This window comes from Streptomyces sp. NPDC056580 (genome assembly GCF_042793175.1).
Lineage (GTDB): Bacteria > Actinomycetota > Actinomycetes > Streptomycetales > Streptomycetaceae > Streptomyces.
The window spans coordinates 58,644-74,463 of record NZ_JBHTVE010000001.1; the positions used below are offsets into that span (position 1 = coordinate 58,644).

Consider the following 15,820-nt stretch of genomic DNA (forward strand, 5'->3'; position numbering starts at 1 on the left):
CGCGCCCGGGGGCCCCGGGCCCGGGGCGCCCCGCCCCGCCCCCCGCCCCCCCCCCCCCCGGGGGGGGGCCCCCCCCCCGGCCGTCCTGTCGTGCCGGATCAGGAGTTGTCGCCGTCGGCAGGGTCAGCGGCGGTCGCCGCGGTCGTTATCACGGTGGTCGCCCCGGTGGTCGCGGTCGTCCCAGCGGTGGTCGCCGCGGCGGTCGTCCCAGCGGTGGTCACCGCGGCGGTCGTCCCAGCGGCGGTCGTCGCGGCGGTCGTCCCAGCGGCGGTCGTCGCGGCGGTCGTCCCAGCGGCGGTCGTCTCCGCCCCAGCGGTGGCCGCCGCCCCAGCGGCCGTGGCGGTCGTTGCCCCAGGAAGCGGAGTCGACGTAGCGGCCGTGGTTGTCGCGCAGGGTCGCGGTGTCGTTGTTGTCCCACACCTGGCGACCGCGGTCCTGGTAGACGTCTCCGAAGCGGTCCCGGCCGGTACCGGTGTGGACGCGGACCGTCTCATGGCCCTCGAGCCGGTAGTAGCGGAAGACGTAGGTGTGACCGTCCGCGTCGGACAGCGTCCAGCCGCTCAGGTTGACGTCGCGGCGGCCCTCGTTGGTGAGTTCGACCCACTCTCTGTTCAGGGCGCGGGCGTCGCGCACGTGGGAGCCGTGCTGCACGGCGCTGATGACGACCTGTGCGCGCGGCGAACGGCCGTGGTCGGCGGCCGAGGCCGGCAGTGCCGCCGCACCCACGACGGCCGCCGCGGCGACGGTGGCGGCAGCGACACGACGTGCGGTCACGATGACAGAAGCGGACAAGGTGTCCCCCTTCTCAGGGTTGTGCGGGTGGCGGCCGGGCGGCCGCACAGCCACACCGTGCTCGCCGCGGGCCGCATCGCCGACGGACACACGGAGTCCGTTACGGTTCACGCATATTTCCGTGACTCTTGGATGCAATGTCCATTTATGCGGTGAATAGGGTGCCGGGTGCCGTCCTACACGTCCCGGCCCGGTTCGTCACCCCGGTCTCACCCGAAAGTGAGTAACGGTCGCCGGGCAGGACCGAGGCCCCGGCGGCGGCCTTGGCGACCGCCGCGTCGAGAGCCGGGTCGGCGCCGCCGCCGAGGCTCACCCCGGTGACGGAGGGGCCCTTGTGGTTCTCGGTCACCCAGTCGATGCCGGCCACGACCTGCTCGGTGGCGCCGGAGCCGTTGTCGTCGAGGACTCTGACGGCGACGATCCTGGCTTCTGGGCGACGCCGTGGAGGGACGCAGCGGCGACGAAGGCCGGTGCGACTCGGAGCGTGCCTGCTGGTCACGCACAGATCAACCGCGTGTGCGGGAGCGAAGCCACTCCCGCACACACCTCCTCCACCGGATCCCCCCGCCCGCGACGGAAACCACGGACATCACCGCAGCTCACTGCGGTGATTGAAAGCCAGAAACAACAGCGGCGGAGTCTTTGTGAGTCTTTCCGCACACGATGTGCACTCAGCCGAGCCGGAACCTCTGCGCCGCCGATCCGTTGCAGTCCCAGATCTGCAGCCGGGTGCCGTTCGCGGTGGCGCCGCCCGGTGCGTCCAGGCAGCGGCCCGATTGCGGGTTCAACAGCGAACCGTCCCCCTGCTGCACCCACTTCTGGCCGCCGACGCCGTTGCAGTCCCACAGCTCGACCTTCGCGCCGTTCGCCGTGCCGTTGCCCTCGACGTCCAGACAACGGCCCAGCGTGCTGAGGGAGTTGTCGGAGCGGTGGAACCAGTGCTGGTCGACCGCCCAGGTCTGGCAGCCCCAGAGCTGTACGGCGGTTCCGTTGACGCCGGTGTCGTCCGCCGCGACGTCGACGCACTTGCCGCCGGGCCCGGCGACGGGTGCGCCGCCGTTGACGGAGAACTTCTGGGCGGAGGCGCCGTTGCAGTCCCAGATCTGCAGCCGGGTGCCGTTGGCGGTGGCGCCGCTCGGCGAGTCCAGGCAGCGGCCCGACTGCGGGTTGAGCAAGGAGCCGTCCGTCTGCTGCACCCACTTCTGGCCGCCGGCACCGTTGCAGTCCCACAGTTCGACCTTCGTGCCGTTCGCCGTGCCGTTGCCGTCGATGTCCAGGCACCGGCCGAGCGTGCCGAGCGAGCCGTCGGGGTTGTGCGTCCAGAACTGGTCCTCCGCGTACGACTGGCAGTCCCAGAGCTGTACGGCGGTGCCGTTGACGCCGGTGTCGTCCGCCGCGACGTCGACGCACTTGCCGCCGGGCCCGGTGACCGTGCCCTGTGGGCCGTTGGGCACGTCCGTCCGGCCGGAGTAGCCGACCGAGACGATGTCGGCCTGCACGGCGTTCTCGGCCGCGTCGGTCGGGTAGCCGGCGACCATCACGCCCTCGAAGAACGTGCCCATGTTCCAGTTGCTGTTGTCGCCGCCCGTGCCGAGGATGATGCCGCCCTCCTGGTGCATCGGCCGGTAGCCCCCACGGGTGGGCAGGGCGCCGTCCCACCACGTGGTCAGCGCGCCGGACTGGCCGTTGCCGCCCTTCAGGGCGTATCTGGTCTGCCCGTCGTTCTTCAGCACGGCCGTGACGTAGGCGCTGTCGTTGCCGCGGTTGGCGGTGTTGGAGCCGTTGTCGCCCTGGAACATGCCGTTCTCCAGGTCGGCCTCGACCCAGGGCCCCGAACCGGTGCACGGCGCGAAGTAGCACGTGGTCGCGATGCTGACCGCGTCCATGTGGCCGTTGCCGGTGTCGGCGGGCGTGCTCTCGGCGTTGCCGTAGTCGAAGCAGCAGGCCGAGCCCACGTGGGTGCCGCTGGCCACCATGTAGGCGCCCTCGGGCTGTCCGTTCACCGCGACGCCCGAGGCCACGCCGGTGTACCGGTAGCCGACACCGGGAGAGATCCACACGCCGTAGACCTTGTGTCCGCCCGCGGTGACGGCGATCTCACTGGCGTCCGCGCCCCGGTCGGCGCCCATGCCGGCGGTTCCGGCGGGTCCGGGGGTGAGGTCGTTGTGGCGTGTGGTCTGGTCGTAGATCTTGGTGATGCGGCAGGTGGTGCCGCCGCAGAAGGTGTCCTGCCGCCCGGCGTCCGCGTAGCCGCCCGCCGAGAGCAGTCCGATGTCGGCGGCGGCGCCGTCCGAGGCCCGGGTGACCCGGTACAGAGGACCGTTGTAGGCCCCGAACAGCGCGCGCACCGTGCTGTGCGCGGCGACGCACGGGGTGCCGGCCGCGCCATAGATGTCGCAGGGCTGCGAGCCGGCGGCCTCGGCCGGCTCGCTCAGGCCGGCCAGGGCGCCGAGCACGAGCGCCAGGACGGCGAGCACGGACCGCACGCGTGCGTACGGGCGTCGCGTCGGCCGGGACCCGGTGCGGCTTGTGGCTTCGCTTTCGGTTCCGGGCTCGTGTCCCTCCCCGGGCCCGGATCGGGTGACCTTGGATCTCTCTCCGCGCATCGTCTGCTCCTCGAAGGACGGGACGTGCTGCCAACAAGGTGGGGTGTCAGCCGAGTTCGTCTTTCGTCGCGGCCGTTGCGGAACGTACGAAACGCGGTCGATGACGTCAAGATTTGTTGCTTCCGACTTATTTAAAGTTTTGGACCTGTCCTGAATTGTTGCTTCTGCAGATGGCTTGACGCGCCGCTTCGGGGCACACGGAGGGGTAGGAGCGTTACTTCGTCAGGAGGCACGTCATGATCGCCCTCGGAGTCATCCTGCTCATCGTCGGTTTTCTCACGGGGATCTCCATCCTGTGGACCATCGGCATCATCCTCTTGGTGATCGGCGCGGTCCTCTGGATCCTCGGCTCCATGGGGCACGCGGTCGCGGGGCGCCGGCACTACTGGTAGGACCCGGGCTCGTCCCCGGGGTGGTCACGCGGACCGGCCTGTCCGGCCGAAGGGCCTGGCGGGCCGGTCGTCTGCGCGGGTCCGCGTACCCTGCTGACCGTGTCCGCCTCACCCCCACAGCCGCACCGTGTCGCCGTCCTCGTCCTGGAAGGTGCGAAACCGCTGGACGTGGGTATCCCCGCGCAGGTGTTCACGACGCGCGCGAGCATGCCGTACGAGGTACGGGTGTGCGGGGCGGCGCCCGGTCTGGTGACCGGTGGCGACGGACTGTCGTACCACGTCGCGCACGGCCTTGAGGCGCTGGACTGGGCACAGAGCGTCTTCATCCCCGGCTACCGGTCCCCGGACCGCGAGGACCCGCCGCCGGCCGTGGTCGACGCGCTGTTCGGCGCCCACGAGCGGGGCGCGCGGCTGGCCGCGATCTCGACGGGGGCCTTCGCGCTCGCCGCGACCGGCCTGCTGGACGGCCGGCGTGCCACGACCCACTGGCACTACACCCGGGCGCTGGCCGCGCGGCATCCGCTCGTCCGGGTCGACGAGAACGTGCTCTTCGTCGACGAGGGCGGCGTGCTCACGTCGGCCGGCGCGGCGTCCGGCATCGACCTGTGCCTGCACATCCTGCGCCGCGACCTCGGGGTGGCCCCGGCGAACCACGCGGCCCGGCGTCTGGTCGCGGCGCCCTACCGCAGCGGCGGCCAGGCCCAGTACGTGCCGCGCAGCGTGCCCGAGCCGCTCGGCGAGCGGTTCGCGGCCACCCGCGAGTGGGCGCTGCACCGGCTCGGCCGGCCGCTCACCCTCGACGTGCTCGCAAGACACGCGGCGGTGTCCCCGCGCACGTTCTCCCGCCGCTTCGTCGAGGAGACCGGCTACACCCCGATGCAGTGGGTGATGCGGGCCCGCGTCGACCTGGCGCGCGAGCTGCTGGAGCGTTCGGAGCGGGGCGTCGAGCAGATCGCCGCCGACGTCGGTCTCGGGACCGGCGCGAACCTGCGGCTGCACTTCCAGCAGGTCCTCGGGACCACGCCGAGCGAGTACCGGCGCACCTTCACGCGCGGCGAGTAGCCGGTAGCCGCCCGCTGGCGCGATCCTTGCGAACGGTGGCGATCCAGTCGCTGTCAGGAGCCGCCGCCGTCCGCGACCCTGGTGGCGGACGAAGGGACACCACTCATGACTCGTATCGCCATCAACGGTTTCGGCCGCATCGGACGCAATGTGCTGCGCGCCCTGCTGGAGCGCGGCGGCGACCTGGAGGTCGTGGCCGTCAACGACCTCACCGAGCCCGCCACGCTGGCACGCCTGCTCGCCTACGACACGACGGCCGGCCGGCTCGGCCGCCCGGTGACCGCCGACGGCGACTCCCTGGTCGTGGACGGCCGCCGGATCAGGGTGCTGGCCGAGCGTGAGCCGGAGCGGCTGCCGTGGGGCGAACTCGGCGTCGACATCGTGCTGGAGGCGACCGGCCGCTTCACCTCCGCCAAGGCCGCCCACGCCCATGTGTCGGCGGGAGCGCGCAAGGTGCTGGTGAGCGCGCCGTCGGACGGCGCGGACGTCACGCTCGCGTTCGGGGTGAACACCGGCGCCTACGACCCGGCCCGGCACACCATCGTCTCCAACGCCTCCTGCACGACCAACGCGCTCGCCCCGCTGGCCTCGGTGCTGGACGAACTCGCGGGGATCGAGCACGGCTTCATGACGACGGTGCACGCCTACACGCAGGAGCAGAACCTGCAGGACGGCCCGCACCGCGACGCCCGCCGGGCCCGGGCCGCGGCCGTCAACATCGTGCCCACCACGACGGGCGCCGCGAAGGCGATCGGCCTGGTGCTGCCGAACCTGGACGGCAAGCTGTCGGGCGACTCCATCCGGGTGCCGGTTCCGGTGGGTTCGATCGTCGAGCTGAACACGACCGTCGCGCGCGACGTGACGCGCGACGAGGTGCTGGCCGCGTACCGGGCCGCCGCCGAGGGGCCGCTGGCAGGCGTCCTGGAGTACTCCGAGGACCCCCTGGTGTCCTCCGACATCACGGGCAACCCGGCCTCGTCCGTCTTCGACTCGGCCCTCACCCGGGTCGACGGACGCCATGTCAAGGTGGTCGCCTGGTACGACAACGAGTGGGGCTTCTCCAACCGTGTGATCGACACGCTCGAACTGCTCGCCGCCGGCTGAGCGCGGGCCCGGACGGCAGGGCCGTCCGCTACCGGCACAGCTCGTCGCCCAGTGGCGTGCGCCGGTAGCGGACGGTGCGGCCGCTGCGGGTCCGGCTGAGCAGGCCCGCGTCGTAGAGGACGGCCAGGTGCTGGCTGACGGCGCCCGGGGTGACGCCCAGCCGGTGGGCGAGTTCGGTCGTGGACGCCGGTTCGGCGAGCAGGCACAGCAGCCGGGCGCGGGGGCGGCCGAGGAGCCGGACCAGGGCGCGGCCGGTGACCGGGGGCGGTGTCTCGGAGAGGGTGGCACGGCCGCGGGCCGGATAGACGAGGAGCGGCGGTCGTGTCGCGTCGATCATCGTCTGGGCGCCGCGCGCGAAGAGCGTCGGCATCAGCACCATGCCGCGTCCCGCGATGCGGATGTCGGCCGACGGCCAGGGGGCGGTGTCGCCCTCCCGGTTCAGTCGCAACTGGTCGCCGGTCCAGACGAGTTGCGGGTCGAGTCCGGCGAACAGGGCCGCCGCGCCCTGTTCCGCGAGCACCCGCGCCCGGTAGGCGAGATCGGCCTCCATGATGCTCTGCGCACGCGGCCACCACGCGTCGGCCAGACAGGTGCGCCAGTACGCGTCGAGGGCTCCGGCGAGCCGGTCGAGGAAAGCCGCCGGATCGGCCAGGCCCCGGGCGACGACCGGCGGGAGGGTGTCCGCGGCCCGGTAGGTGGCCCGGAAGTCGGCGGCGACGACGTCCGGCGGCGTACGGCGGACCTCGTCGAGTTCCTGCGCGAAGACCGGCCGGGCCCGCGCCGGGCGCGGGGTGAGGAAGTCGGGCACCCACAGCCAGGGGGCGACCAGGACGGTGAGCACCTCGCGGTCCAGTCGCTCCAGGAGCGGGCGGATGCGGCGCAGCCACGGCCGGTGGTGCGGGTACCGGGCGGGGTCGTGCAGACAGCGCAGCGAGAACACCGCCTCCTGCAGCGGGGAGTAGGCGAAGGAGGTGGTGGCCAGGTCGCCGACGGCGAAGCGGAACTCGATCATTGAGCGCCACGCTAAATCATTGTCGGACCGGGCCGGGTGCGGGGTTGGCTGTCCCGCATGACCACCACACCCCTTCCGAAGGCCCATGACGGGAACGGCAGTTCACCGGCCGGACGCGCGACAAGGGCGGGCGGGCTGCTGCCGGCCGACCCGGTGCTGCGTCTGGCCACCGTGCTGACCGCCGTCAACTCCCTCGGCAACGGACTGTACTTCCCCCTCGGCGTGCTGTACTTCACGCGCATCGTCGGCCTGGACGCGACCGCGGTCGGGCTCGGGATGACGGTCGCGGGCCTGGTGGGCGTGGCCGCCGGGGTGCCCGCCGGACGTGCGGCGGACCGGTGGGGCGCGCGGCGGGTCGGGGCCCTGCTCTGGGGCGGCACGGGGGTCGCCACCGCCTCGTACGTCCTCGTGGGGTCGTACGCCGGGTTCCTCGGGGCGGTGATCTGCGCGACGGGTCTGCAGATGGCGAGCCGGGGGGTGCAGGGCGCGCTGTACGCGGACGTGCTGCCGCCGGCGACCCGGGTGGAGGCGCGCGCTTACCTGCGGATGGTGACGAACGTCGGGATGGGCGCGGGCGGTGCGCTGGGCGCGGTCGCCCTCCAGGTGGACACACGGGGGGCCTACCTGACGGTGATCGCACTGAACGCGCTGTCGTTCGCGGGACCCGCCCTGCTGCTGCCCCGGCTGCCGCTGGCGCCGCACGCGCGTGAGCGTGCCGTTCCGGCCGCCGGGGCTCCGGCGGGCGAGGGCTGGCGGGCGGTGCGCGACCTGCCGTTCCTGGCGGTGACGGTGCTCAACGCGGTGCTGGTGGTGCAGTACACGCTGTCGGAGGTGGGGCTGCCGCTGTGGATCGTGGAACGCACCACGGCGCCGCGCTGGACGGCGGCCCTGCTGATGATCGTCAACTGTGTGTTGGTGGCCCTGCTCCAGGTGCGGGTCGCCCGGCGTGCCTCCCGGGTGGCCACGGCGGTACGGGCGATGGGCTGGTCGGGGCTGCTGCTGGCCACGGCCTGCGCGGTGTACGCGCTGTCCGCGGGCCTCTCCCCGGTGTGGGCGGTGCTGTCGCTGACGGCCGGGGCGGTGGTGCAGGTCTTCGCCGAGGTGCTGTCCGCGGCGGGCGGCTGGACCCTCGGCTATGAACTCGCCGACGCCCGCGCGCACGGCGTCTACCAGGGAGTGTTCGGTGCGGGCGCGTCGGCGGGGATGATGGCGGGACCGGCCCTGGTCACGATCACCGCGATCGCCCACGGCGCCCTGGGCTGGGCGGTGCTCGGCGCGGTGTTCGCCCTCGCCGGGCTCTGCGTGGCGCCGGCCGTGCGCTGGGCCCAGCGGGACGGCGCCTGGCGGGGTGAACCGGCCTGACCCCCGCCGCGCCGACGGCGCGGCCCCGGTCCGGCGTCCCGCGTCACCCGCGGCGCGGAAGGGGCCCCGCCCGGCGGGTAGGCTGACGGCGAACCGTCCCGCTCGGTCAACCGGAGCCGTCCCTATGGAACTTGCCTTCGAAGGCCGGATCGTCGAGTGGCGGGGTCCGTCGCCGTTCTACTTCGTCGCCGTGCCCGAGGAGGAGTCCGCCGACATCCGGCAGATCGCCTCGGCGGCCACGTACGGCTGGGGCGTGATCCCGGTCGACGCCCGGATCGGCGACCGCGCCTTCTCCACCTCGCTCTTCCCCAGGGACGGCGGCTATCTGCTGCCGTTGAAGAAGGCCGTCCGCGCGCCGCAGGGTCTGTCGGCGGGTGACGACGTGAGCGTGACGATGACCGTGCGCCTCTGACCGGCCGGACCGGCCGCCGCCTCGTTCCGGCCCCCGGACCACAAGCGGAAGCAATGGTTCCGTGACATCCGTCACAGCCCGCCCGCGACATGAGCGCCCCGCATAGTAGACACCGCTCCGGGGACATATGGGATTTGTCCGCCTTGGTGTGGAAGTGGATCAGACCCGGCCGCAGGTCGTCGCGCCCGGGCGGCCGCGGTCCCCGTCCACGGGGCACAGCAGGGTTTCTGACGGTGCGCCGGGAGCCGGGGCGGCCGGCGCCGGCCGGACCTGCACGCCCGGTACCCCTTTGCAAGGGCCGCACGGGCCTACTAACAGCGGTAGTACGAAGGCCTCTTTGCATGCTGTGTGAAGGCTTCCTAAGAATGACCATCCGCAAGGCGTTCCCGCAGGTCGGGAACGGAGTCCGCGGCGCGCCGGCCGACACCGGGGCGCGCAACGACCAGCGAGTGAGGTCACGCAATGGGAGAGCATCGCAAGAAGCAGCGTTACCGGCGGGTGGTCATCGCTGCGGTCGCTGTGGGCGCCGTCGGAGTGCCGTCCATAGCCATGGCCTGCGGCGAGTGGCCGCACGGCGGAAGCAGCCGGCCCGTCGCCGTGCAGGACGCCGCCGCCCAGAGCCCCGACGACGGCTACGGGCAGCACTACTGGCACGGCGACGGTGGCATCGCGCCGAGCTGGCTGCCGTCGCGGACGCCGGGCACGACCGCGCCGGGCACTCCGCCGGCCGCTTCGGACAAGCCGAACCCGGAGTCGAAGCCGGCGCACAAGCACAAGCACAAGCACAAGCAAGCGCACCAGCACACCGTCAAGGTGTCCCCCAGCGCTCACCCGGCCCGCGCCGCCGCGCCCCGGACCACGCCCAAGCCGGCGCCCAAGGCCACCACCGTGCCGGCGCCCAAGGCCACCACCGCGCCGGCCACCACCGCGCCGCCTGCCTCCCCGCAGCCCACCGCCACGGCCTCCGGTGTCGTCGCCCGCGTCCTGGAGCTGGTCAACGCCGAGCGAGGCAAGGTCGGTTGCTCCGCGCTGACCCTGAACGCGACGCTCACCAAGGCGGCGCAGGCGCACAGCCAGGACATGGCCGCCCACCAGAACATGTCGCACACCGGATCCGACGGGTCCTCCCCAGGCGACCGGATCACGAGCGCCGGCTACACCTGGAGCTCGTACGGCGAGAACGTCGCGTACGGCTACTCCACCGCTGAGCAGGTCATGGCGGGCTGGATGTCCAGCCCCGGCCACCGGGCCAACATCCTCAACTGCGCGTTCAAGGAGATCGGCGTCGGTCTCGCGCAGCCCGGCAGCTACTGGACCCAGGACTTCGGCACCGCCCGGTAGGGACGGGTCCTGGCGGGCCGGCCTCACCGCTCCGGCCCGCCCAGTGCCCTCAGCAGCAGCACGGTCACGTCGTCGGTACGGCGGCCGCCCGGCCAGGCGTGCCGGACGAGGCTGTCGGCGAGGCCCGTGAGGTCCCCGCTGTCGGCGCCGGCGAGGTGTGCGGCCAGCTCCGTGGTGGTCCGCGCGGCGTCCGCGCCCGGCAGCTCCACCAGCCCGTCCGTGTGCAGGGCGAGGATCGCGCCCGCGGGCAGGGCGGCGACGGCGACGGGGTAGCGGACCCGGGAGCCGATGCCCAGCAGCGGCCCCGGCTCCACGTGCAGCGTCCTCGCGCGCCCCGGCCCGGGCCGGATCAGCGGCGGCACATGACCGGCGCTGACGAGGCGCAACCGGTGCCCGGGCAGGTCGAGCTGCACGTAGAGACAGGCGACGAGCAGCTCGGAGTCCAGGTCCACCAGGAGCTGGTCGGTACGGCCCATGACCTGGTCCGGTGTCGCCCCCGCCGTCGCGTGGGCGTGGATGGCGGTGCGGACCTGCCCCATGAGCGCGGCGGAGGCGACGCTGTGCCCCTCCACGTCCCCGATGACGGCCGCGGCGGTGCCGTCGTCCAGGCGCAGCAGGTCGTAGAAGTCCCCGCCCACCTCCAGGCCGTGCCCGGCCGGCAGGTAGCGGGCGGCAACCTCGAGACCCGGCACCGGGGGCAGGGCGCTGGGCAGGAGCGCCTGCTGAAGTTCGCGGACGAGACGGTACTGGGTGTCGTACAGGCCGGCGCGGTCCAGCGCCTGCGCGACCAGGCCCGCCAGTGAGGTGAGCACGGCGCGCTCGTCGGCGCTGAAGTCGTGGGGGCGGTCGTACGACAGGATGCAGCAGCCGACCGGGCGGCCGGAGACGACCAGCGGGAGGAAGGCCCACGCCTGCTTGCCGCTGATCCGGACCGCCTCGGGGTGGCTGCGGGCCAGTTCGGCCGGGCTGCGGAAGAAGACGGGGGCGCCGGTCGAAAGGACGTCGCCGGCCGGTGTCAGCTCGGTGTCCAGCGGGAGCGCGTCCAGACGCTCCACGGCCTCGGCGGCATAGCCGTGATGGCCGGCGATGCTCAGCCGGCCGGCGTCCACGGCGGAGAGGATCATGCCCTGGGCGCCGAAGGCGGGCAGGACCTGGCTGGTGACGAGCGCGACAAGGTCCTTCACGGTGACGATCTCGGTGAGCGCGGCCGCGAGGTGCACCAGCTGGTAGAGCCGTCCGGTCGGTGCCGGTGCGGCCCGGCGCACCGCCGGCGCCGTCGGCTCGGTGTCCTGCTCGCGCCCCGGCAGGACACGGACGCTGATGCCGCTCCCGTCCGGGTAGAGCCGGAACGTCAGCCACTGGTCCGGCGGCCGCAGCGCGTCGAAGGAGGCGGGCGCCCGGCTCACGACGACCGTGCGGTACTGGTCCTCGTAGACGGGGTCGTCCAGCCACGGCAGGGACTGCCAGGGACGGGTGCCGAGCAGTTCCCGCACCGAGCGGCCGAGCAGCCGGGCGGCCGCGGTGCTGGCGAAGGTGACGCGGCCCTCCAGGTCGAGGGAGACGGCGCCCTCGGGGAGGCGTTCGAGGAAGTCGGCCGCGGCCATGCCGGTCAGCAGGGGGTGACGCTCGGTGTCGACGCGCAGGACTCGGGGCAGCTCGGGCAGGTGCGGCGGCTCGGGCAGGTCGTCCAGCAGCCGGGCGAGCTGGTGCGCGCCGGCGGCGAGGTGGCCGCGTTCGCGCGCCGAGGCGGCGCGGGCCCGTTCGTCGGGCCACATCAGTATCAGGCCGCCCCAGCAGCGGCGGGCACCGGTCAGGGGGATCGCGGCGAGGGCGAACCGGTAGGGCAGCACGGCCGCGGTGCGCGGATAGCGGCGCGCCATCTCGTCGTGGCCGGCGACCCACACCATGCGGTGCTCGCGGACCGCCTCGGTGAGCGGTGCGGGTGCGGTGAGCGGAAGGCGCCGCCACGGCACGGTGAACTCCTGCGGCACGCCGCAGACGGCCACCATGCGCAGCACCCCCTGCGACTCCTCGGTGAGGAACAGACCGCCGATCGACGCGCCGGTGCGGCGCACCACGCCGGTCAGCACGGACCCGAGCGCCTCGTCCAGGGCGCCGCCCTCATGGGGACCGGGCCGCATAGCGCCTCCACTGACAAGCGGAGTGAAGTCGTCGTCGAGTTCCTGGACCATCGGCTGCCCGCCGACGGGCCGTCCACACCGCCAAGAGTAGACATATCGCCAATATGACTCATCGTCCGGGTGTGCGACCTCCGTGTCCGACACCGGTGGGCCGGAAGATGGCTAGCGTTCCGGCTTCTGGGTAGCCGACTGATTCAGATCAGCTACGTAACCAGTGACAACTGAGGCATACATGGCCATCCCGCTTAGGCAGAAGGCATCGGATGGACCGGAACGGAACGGGGACACCTCGCTGCGGTGGGACCACACCTGGGACAGCGGTGCGACCAGCGCCGCTCAGGCCCGCGCAGCGGCGGAGCGCTTTCTCGACCGTGTCCGTGCCACCGGCCGCATTCCCGTCCCCGACCGCGTGGTACAGGACACGCAACTGGTGGTCAGCGAACTGATCACCAATGTCGTTATGCACACGTCAGGACCATGTGGGCTCGCCCTGGAGGTGTCCCGCGACGGCGAGTGCCTGCGGATCACGGTGTGGGACTCCTCCCGCCGGCTGCCGGAGGTCAGGGCCCGCGACGGACAGCGGATCGGCGGCCACGGGCTCGAGATCGTCAAGGCGATCAGCCACACCCTCTCCGTGACGGCCCACCACGACGGCAAGCAGGTCGACGTTCAGCTCCTGCTGCCCGGCGCGCGCGGCCCGGCGGCGACGGCGGACCCGGATCCGCTGCGCCGGACACCGCGGATGCGGACGCGCGCCGATCCGCCGAACGGACCGCCACCGAGACGCGACGGACCACCCCAGGAACGGACGACACTTCCGCCCGCGGCCGGTCAGCCCGGCCCGGGCCGGTCCTCGCGCACCCGCTGGGCGATGTCACGCAGCTTGACGTTGTGCTCCTGCGAAATGCGCCGCATCACCTGGAAGGCGTCCTCCTCGCTGAGCTTGTGGCGCTCGCGCAGGATGCCCATGGCCTCTCCGATGGCGTGCCGGCTCTCCAGCCCGTGCTCCAGCTGGTCGATGGTGCGTGCGCTGGCCAGCGCCACGGCGGCGTGGGAGGCCAGCAGCCAGCCGGCCGTCTCGATGTCCTCGCCGAAGGCCCCGGGCCGGGAGCTGTACAGGTTCAGCGCCCCGAAGTCCTCCTGGTCCGTGTACAGCAGCACTCCCGTCATGCTGCACACGCCGAGTTCGCGGGCCGCCGCGGCGAAGGCCTCCCAGCCGGGCTGGGGGGCGGACATGTCGGGAATGCGGTACACGCGGTCGCCGCTCTTGCGCCGGGCCAGGTCGAAGCACGGCCCCTCCCCCAGCTTCCCCTGCAGCCGGTCGCACTCACGGACCACGTCGTCCGTGGCGGAGAGGGTGACCGCTCTGCCCTTGCGCACCGCGAGGATGCCCGCCGACTCGCATCCCTCGACGAGGTCCACCGCCGCCGCGGAGATCAAGTCCAGCGTCGCCTGTACCGAGTCCTGCTCCAGCAGTTCCCTGGCGAACCGGGCCATCGCCTCGGCGTACTCCCGCCAATCCATCCGCCACCACCCGTCTCGCTCACCGGTTCGATCAACAGTAGCGCCGACACCGCGGGCTCCGCGCCCTCGCTGCGCGCCGGGCGCGGCGCAGCCCGGGCCACGGCTCAGTCGTCGGAGTCCGGCTTGCCGCGCGCCGCGGCGTACGCCTGGGCCGGTGTCATCGGGACGCCGTTGAGGCTGACGGTCTTGTAGGGGCTGACCTTGGCGCAGGTCCTGGCCTGGTCGGCGGTCTGCGCGTGGGCGTCGGAGACCGCGGCCCCGGTGTCGGCCGGCGCCGAGGAGGCCGTCGACGAACCGCCGGGCCAGGTGGCGCCGCTCGGCCAGTCGGCGCCGACGACCAGGGTGAGCCCGGCGCCCGCGCCCTGCTTCAGGTGCGAGGCGGGCAGCCCCAGGGCGTCGGCGACCGTACGGGCCTCAGCCCTCTGGCCGGCGCCGTAGGTCAGTGTGGTGGTGGCCGCCGGGCTCGGGGCGTTGCCCGTGGTCGTACCGGTGCCGAAGCCCTGGCCGGTGAGGGCGTCGGCGACCGCGGAGGCGCGGCCGGTGATCGCGGTGCCGTTCTGCACCGTGACGGCGATGTGGGAGGCGGGCACGGCCGAGGCGGTGGCCTTGGCCTTCGCCTTGGCCTCGGCAGTCGCCGGGGCCGCCCCCGACTTCTTCCCGGCGCCGGTGGTCAGCGAGCGGTCGCCGGCGATGGCTGAGAACAGGGCCTTGGCGCCGGAGCCGACCACGACCCGGTTGCTGTCGCCGGGGTCGGCGCCCGTCTGCATGGTGGTGAAGGTCATCCGCTTGGTGGGGACCTTGTTCACGTCGGTGGCGAGACCGATCAGCTTCTTCACGGAGCCGAGGCCGTCGTCCACGGTCAGCGCCTTGGTGGCGGCGTCCGCGAGTCCGTAGACCGCGCTGGGGTCGGTGAGCGTGCCCGCGCTCTTGAACTTGCGGATCATCGCGCCGAGGAAGATGTGCTGGGAGATGGTGCGGCCGAGGTCGCTGCCGTCGCCGAAGCCGTGCCGGGAGCGGACGAACTCCAGGGCCGCGACCCCCTTGAGGGTGTGGCTGCCCCTGGACAGCTTCAGGTGCGAGTAGGTGTCGTAGACGTCGTCGGTGACGCAGACGGAGACCCCGCCGACCGCGTCGGACATCTTCACCACGCCGGAGAAGTCGAGCTTGACGAAGTGGTCGATGGGGATGCCAGTGAGCTGGTGGACCGTGGCCACCTGGCAGGCGGGACCGTACTGCAGGGCGCTGTTGATCTGGCCGTAGTAACCGGCCGTGGACCGGCCGGTCGCGCTGTCCGCGCAGGCCGGGACCTTGGTCATGGTGTCGCGGGGGATGCTCATCACGGTGGCGTTGGAGCGGTCGGCGGATATGTGCACCACCATCTCCACGTCCGCGTTGCTGCCGGTCTGCACGCCGGTGCGCGAGCAGCCGCCGCCGAGCTTGCAGTCCGCCTTGCTGGTGCGCCCGTCCGAGCCCATGACCAGGATGTTGATCGGGGTCCGGCCGAACGCGTCGGCCTTCTCGGTGCCGCCCTTGCCGTCGAGCGAGACACTGTGGATGTTGCCGTTCAGATGCTCGTAGAACCACCAGCCGACGCCCGCCGTGCCCAGCACCCCGAGGGCCGCGCACAGTCCGGCGATCCGCAGCGCGCGCCTGCCGCGCCCGACCGGCCTGGCCCGCCGCGCCCGGGTGCCGCGGCGGGGGCGGGCGGCCTCCCGGGCCGCCTTCCGGGCGGCGCCTCGGCCGCCGGCGGGCGGCGGCGCCCCGTCCGCCTCGTCGGCGCGCTGTGCGGGCACCCGGGCGGTGCGGCTGCGCGTGGCCTGCCCGCCCGGGCCGTCCCACGGGTCGCTCATCTTCCACTCCCCTGAACGGTCAGGCCCGGCAGGCCGGACCGGTCCGGGCGCACTGGCGGCTCCACCTGGGTTTCTTTGGTTGCGAAATCTAACAAACCCATGGGCCGAACAGCACATATCCTGGGGCAATTCACAGGTAGGAGAACGGCAAGACGGGCCGCCGGGTGCCTCGACAGTCGGGCGAACCGGGGCTTTTCGACCACGGGAAATGGGGCACGCGTC

The 15,820-nt window shown here is 72.9% G+C and carries 12 protein-coding genes and 2 pseudogenes; 7 read left to right on the forward strand and 7 right to left on the reverse strand.

The genetic code is table 11. From position 1 onward, the window contains the following. Nucleotides 1-123: 123 nt before the first annotated feature. The 3 genes and pseudogenes from ACFQ9Z_RS00310 to ACFQ9Z_RS00320 all read right to left on the reverse strand — a co-directional run bounded on the left by ACFQ9Z_RS00310 (nucleotide 124) and on the right by ACFQ9Z_RS00320 (nucleotide 3,269). Entirely contained in the window at nucleotides 124-774 is a 651-nt protein-coding gene (locus ACFQ9Z_RS00310) for a lamin tail domain-containing protein (protein ID WP_383009009.1), read from the reverse strand. Between the two features lie 226 nt (nucleotides 775-1,000). After that, nucleotides 1,001-1,248 (reverse strand): annotated as a pseudogene (locus tag ACFQ9Z_RS00315) (S8 family serine peptidase); the annotation flags it as partial. A gap of 215 nt (nucleotides 1,249-1,463) precedes the next feature. Further along, the gene (locus ACFQ9Z_RS00320; RefSeq protein WP_383009011.1) at nucleotides 1,464-3,269 is read right to left on the reverse strand and encodes an arabinofuranosidase catalytic domain-containing protein; all 1,806 of its coding nucleotides are present in this window, start codon (nucleotides 3,267-3,269) and stop codon (nucleotides 1,464-1,466) included. Nucleotides 3,270-3,634: 365 nt separating this feature from the next. Here ACFQ9Z_RS00320 and ACFQ9Z_RS00325 point away from each other — a divergent pair, with 365 nt between their 5' ends. The 3 genes from ACFQ9Z_RS00325 to gap all read left to right on the forward strand — a co-directional run bounded on the left by ACFQ9Z_RS00325 (nucleotide 3,635) and on the right by gap (nucleotide 5,956). Beyond that, nucleotides 3,635-3,790 (forward strand): DUF6131 family protein, encoded by a 156-nt coding sequence (locus tag ACFQ9Z_RS00325; RefSeq protein WP_174266378.1) that lies wholly within the window; start codon nucleotides 3,635-3,637, stop codon nucleotides 3,788-3,790. A 99-nt stretch (nucleotides 3,791-3,889) separates the two neighbouring features. After that, nucleotides 3,890-4,852, forward strand: a complete 963-nt coding sequence (locus tag ACFQ9Z_RS00330; protein ID WP_143634400.1) for a GlxA family transcriptional regulator — start codon at nucleotides 3,890-3,892, stop codon at nucleotides 4,850-4,852. 105 nt (nucleotides 4,853-4,957) lie between these two features. Next, complete coding sequence (gene gap / locus ACFQ9Z_RS00335) at nucleotides 4,958-5,956, forward strand: type I glyceraldehyde-3-phosphate dehydrogenase (RefSeq protein ID WP_281293691.1); 999 nt, start codon at nucleotides 4,958-4,960, stop codon at nucleotides 5,954-5,956. Between the two features lie 28 nt (nucleotides 5,957-5,984). Here gap and ACFQ9Z_RS00340 read toward each other — a convergent pair whose 3' ends face one another. Beyond that, nucleotides 5,985-6,968, reverse strand: a complete 984-nt coding sequence (locus ACFQ9Z_RS00340) for an ArsR family transcriptional regulator (protein WP_383009015.1) — start codon at nucleotides 6,966-6,968, stop codon at nucleotides 5,985-5,987. A 57-nt stretch (nucleotides 6,969-7,025) separates the two neighbouring features. Between ACFQ9Z_RS00340 and ACFQ9Z_RS00345 the strand changes: the two genes are divergently transcribed. The 3 genes from ACFQ9Z_RS00345 to ACFQ9Z_RS00355 all read left to right on the forward strand — a co-directional run bounded on the left by ACFQ9Z_RS00345 (nucleotide 7,026) and on the right by ACFQ9Z_RS00355 (nucleotide 10,083). Next, on the forward strand, nucleotides 7,026-8,330 hold the full coding sequence (locus tag ACFQ9Z_RS00345; protein ID WP_383009017.1) for an MFS transporter: 1,305 nt from the start codon (nucleotides 7,026-7,028) through the stop codon (nucleotides 8,328-8,330). Between the two features lie 124 nt (nucleotides 8,331-8,454). Beyond that, nucleotides 8,455-8,742: a DUF1905 domain-containing protein gene (locus tag ACFQ9Z_RS00350; RefSeq protein ID WP_383009019.1), complete on the forward strand. Its 288-nt coding sequence runs from the start codon at nucleotides 8,455-8,457 to the stop codon at nucleotides 8,740-8,742. A 462-nt stretch (nucleotides 8,743-9,204) separates the two neighbouring features. Next, nucleotides 9,205-10,083, forward strand: a complete 879-nt coding sequence (locus ACFQ9Z_RS00355; protein ID WP_383009021.1) for a CAP domain-containing protein — start codon at nucleotides 9,205-9,207, stop codon at nucleotides 10,081-10,083. A 23-nt stretch (nucleotides 10,084-10,106) separates the two neighbouring features. On the opposite strand, the gene ACFQ9Z_RS00360 is transcribed toward ACFQ9Z_RS00355, so the two are convergent. Beyond that, entirely contained in the window at nucleotides 10,107-12,224 is a 2,118-nt protein-coding gene (locus tag ACFQ9Z_RS00360) for a SpoIIE family protein phosphatase (RefSeq protein ID WP_383009023.1), read from the reverse strand. Nucleotides 12,225-12,456: 232 nt separating this feature from the next. On the opposite strand from ACFQ9Z_RS00360, the pseudogene ACFQ9Z_RS00365 reads away from it, so the two are divergent. Continuing rightward, nucleotides 12,457-12,882: pseudogene (locus ACFQ9Z_RS00365) on the forward strand (ATP-binding protein); the annotation flags it as partial. Nucleotides 12,883-13,055: 173 nt separating this feature from the next. Here the strand turns inward: ACFQ9Z_RS00365 and ACFQ9Z_RS00370 are convergent. Next, nucleotides 13,056-13,748: a GAF and ANTAR domain-containing protein gene (locus ACFQ9Z_RS00370; RefSeq protein ID WP_383009025.1), complete on the reverse strand. Its 693-nt coding sequence runs from the start codon at nucleotides 13,746-13,748 to the stop codon at nucleotides 13,056-13,058. Nucleotides 13,749-13,852: 104 nt separating this feature from the next. Continuing rightward, on the reverse strand, nucleotides 13,853-15,598 hold the full coding sequence (locus ACFQ9Z_RS00375; RefSeq protein WP_383009027.1) for an LCP family protein: 1,746 nt from the start codon (nucleotides 15,596-15,598) through the stop codon (nucleotides 13,853-13,855). Nucleotides 15,599-15,820: the final 222 nt, after the last annotated feature.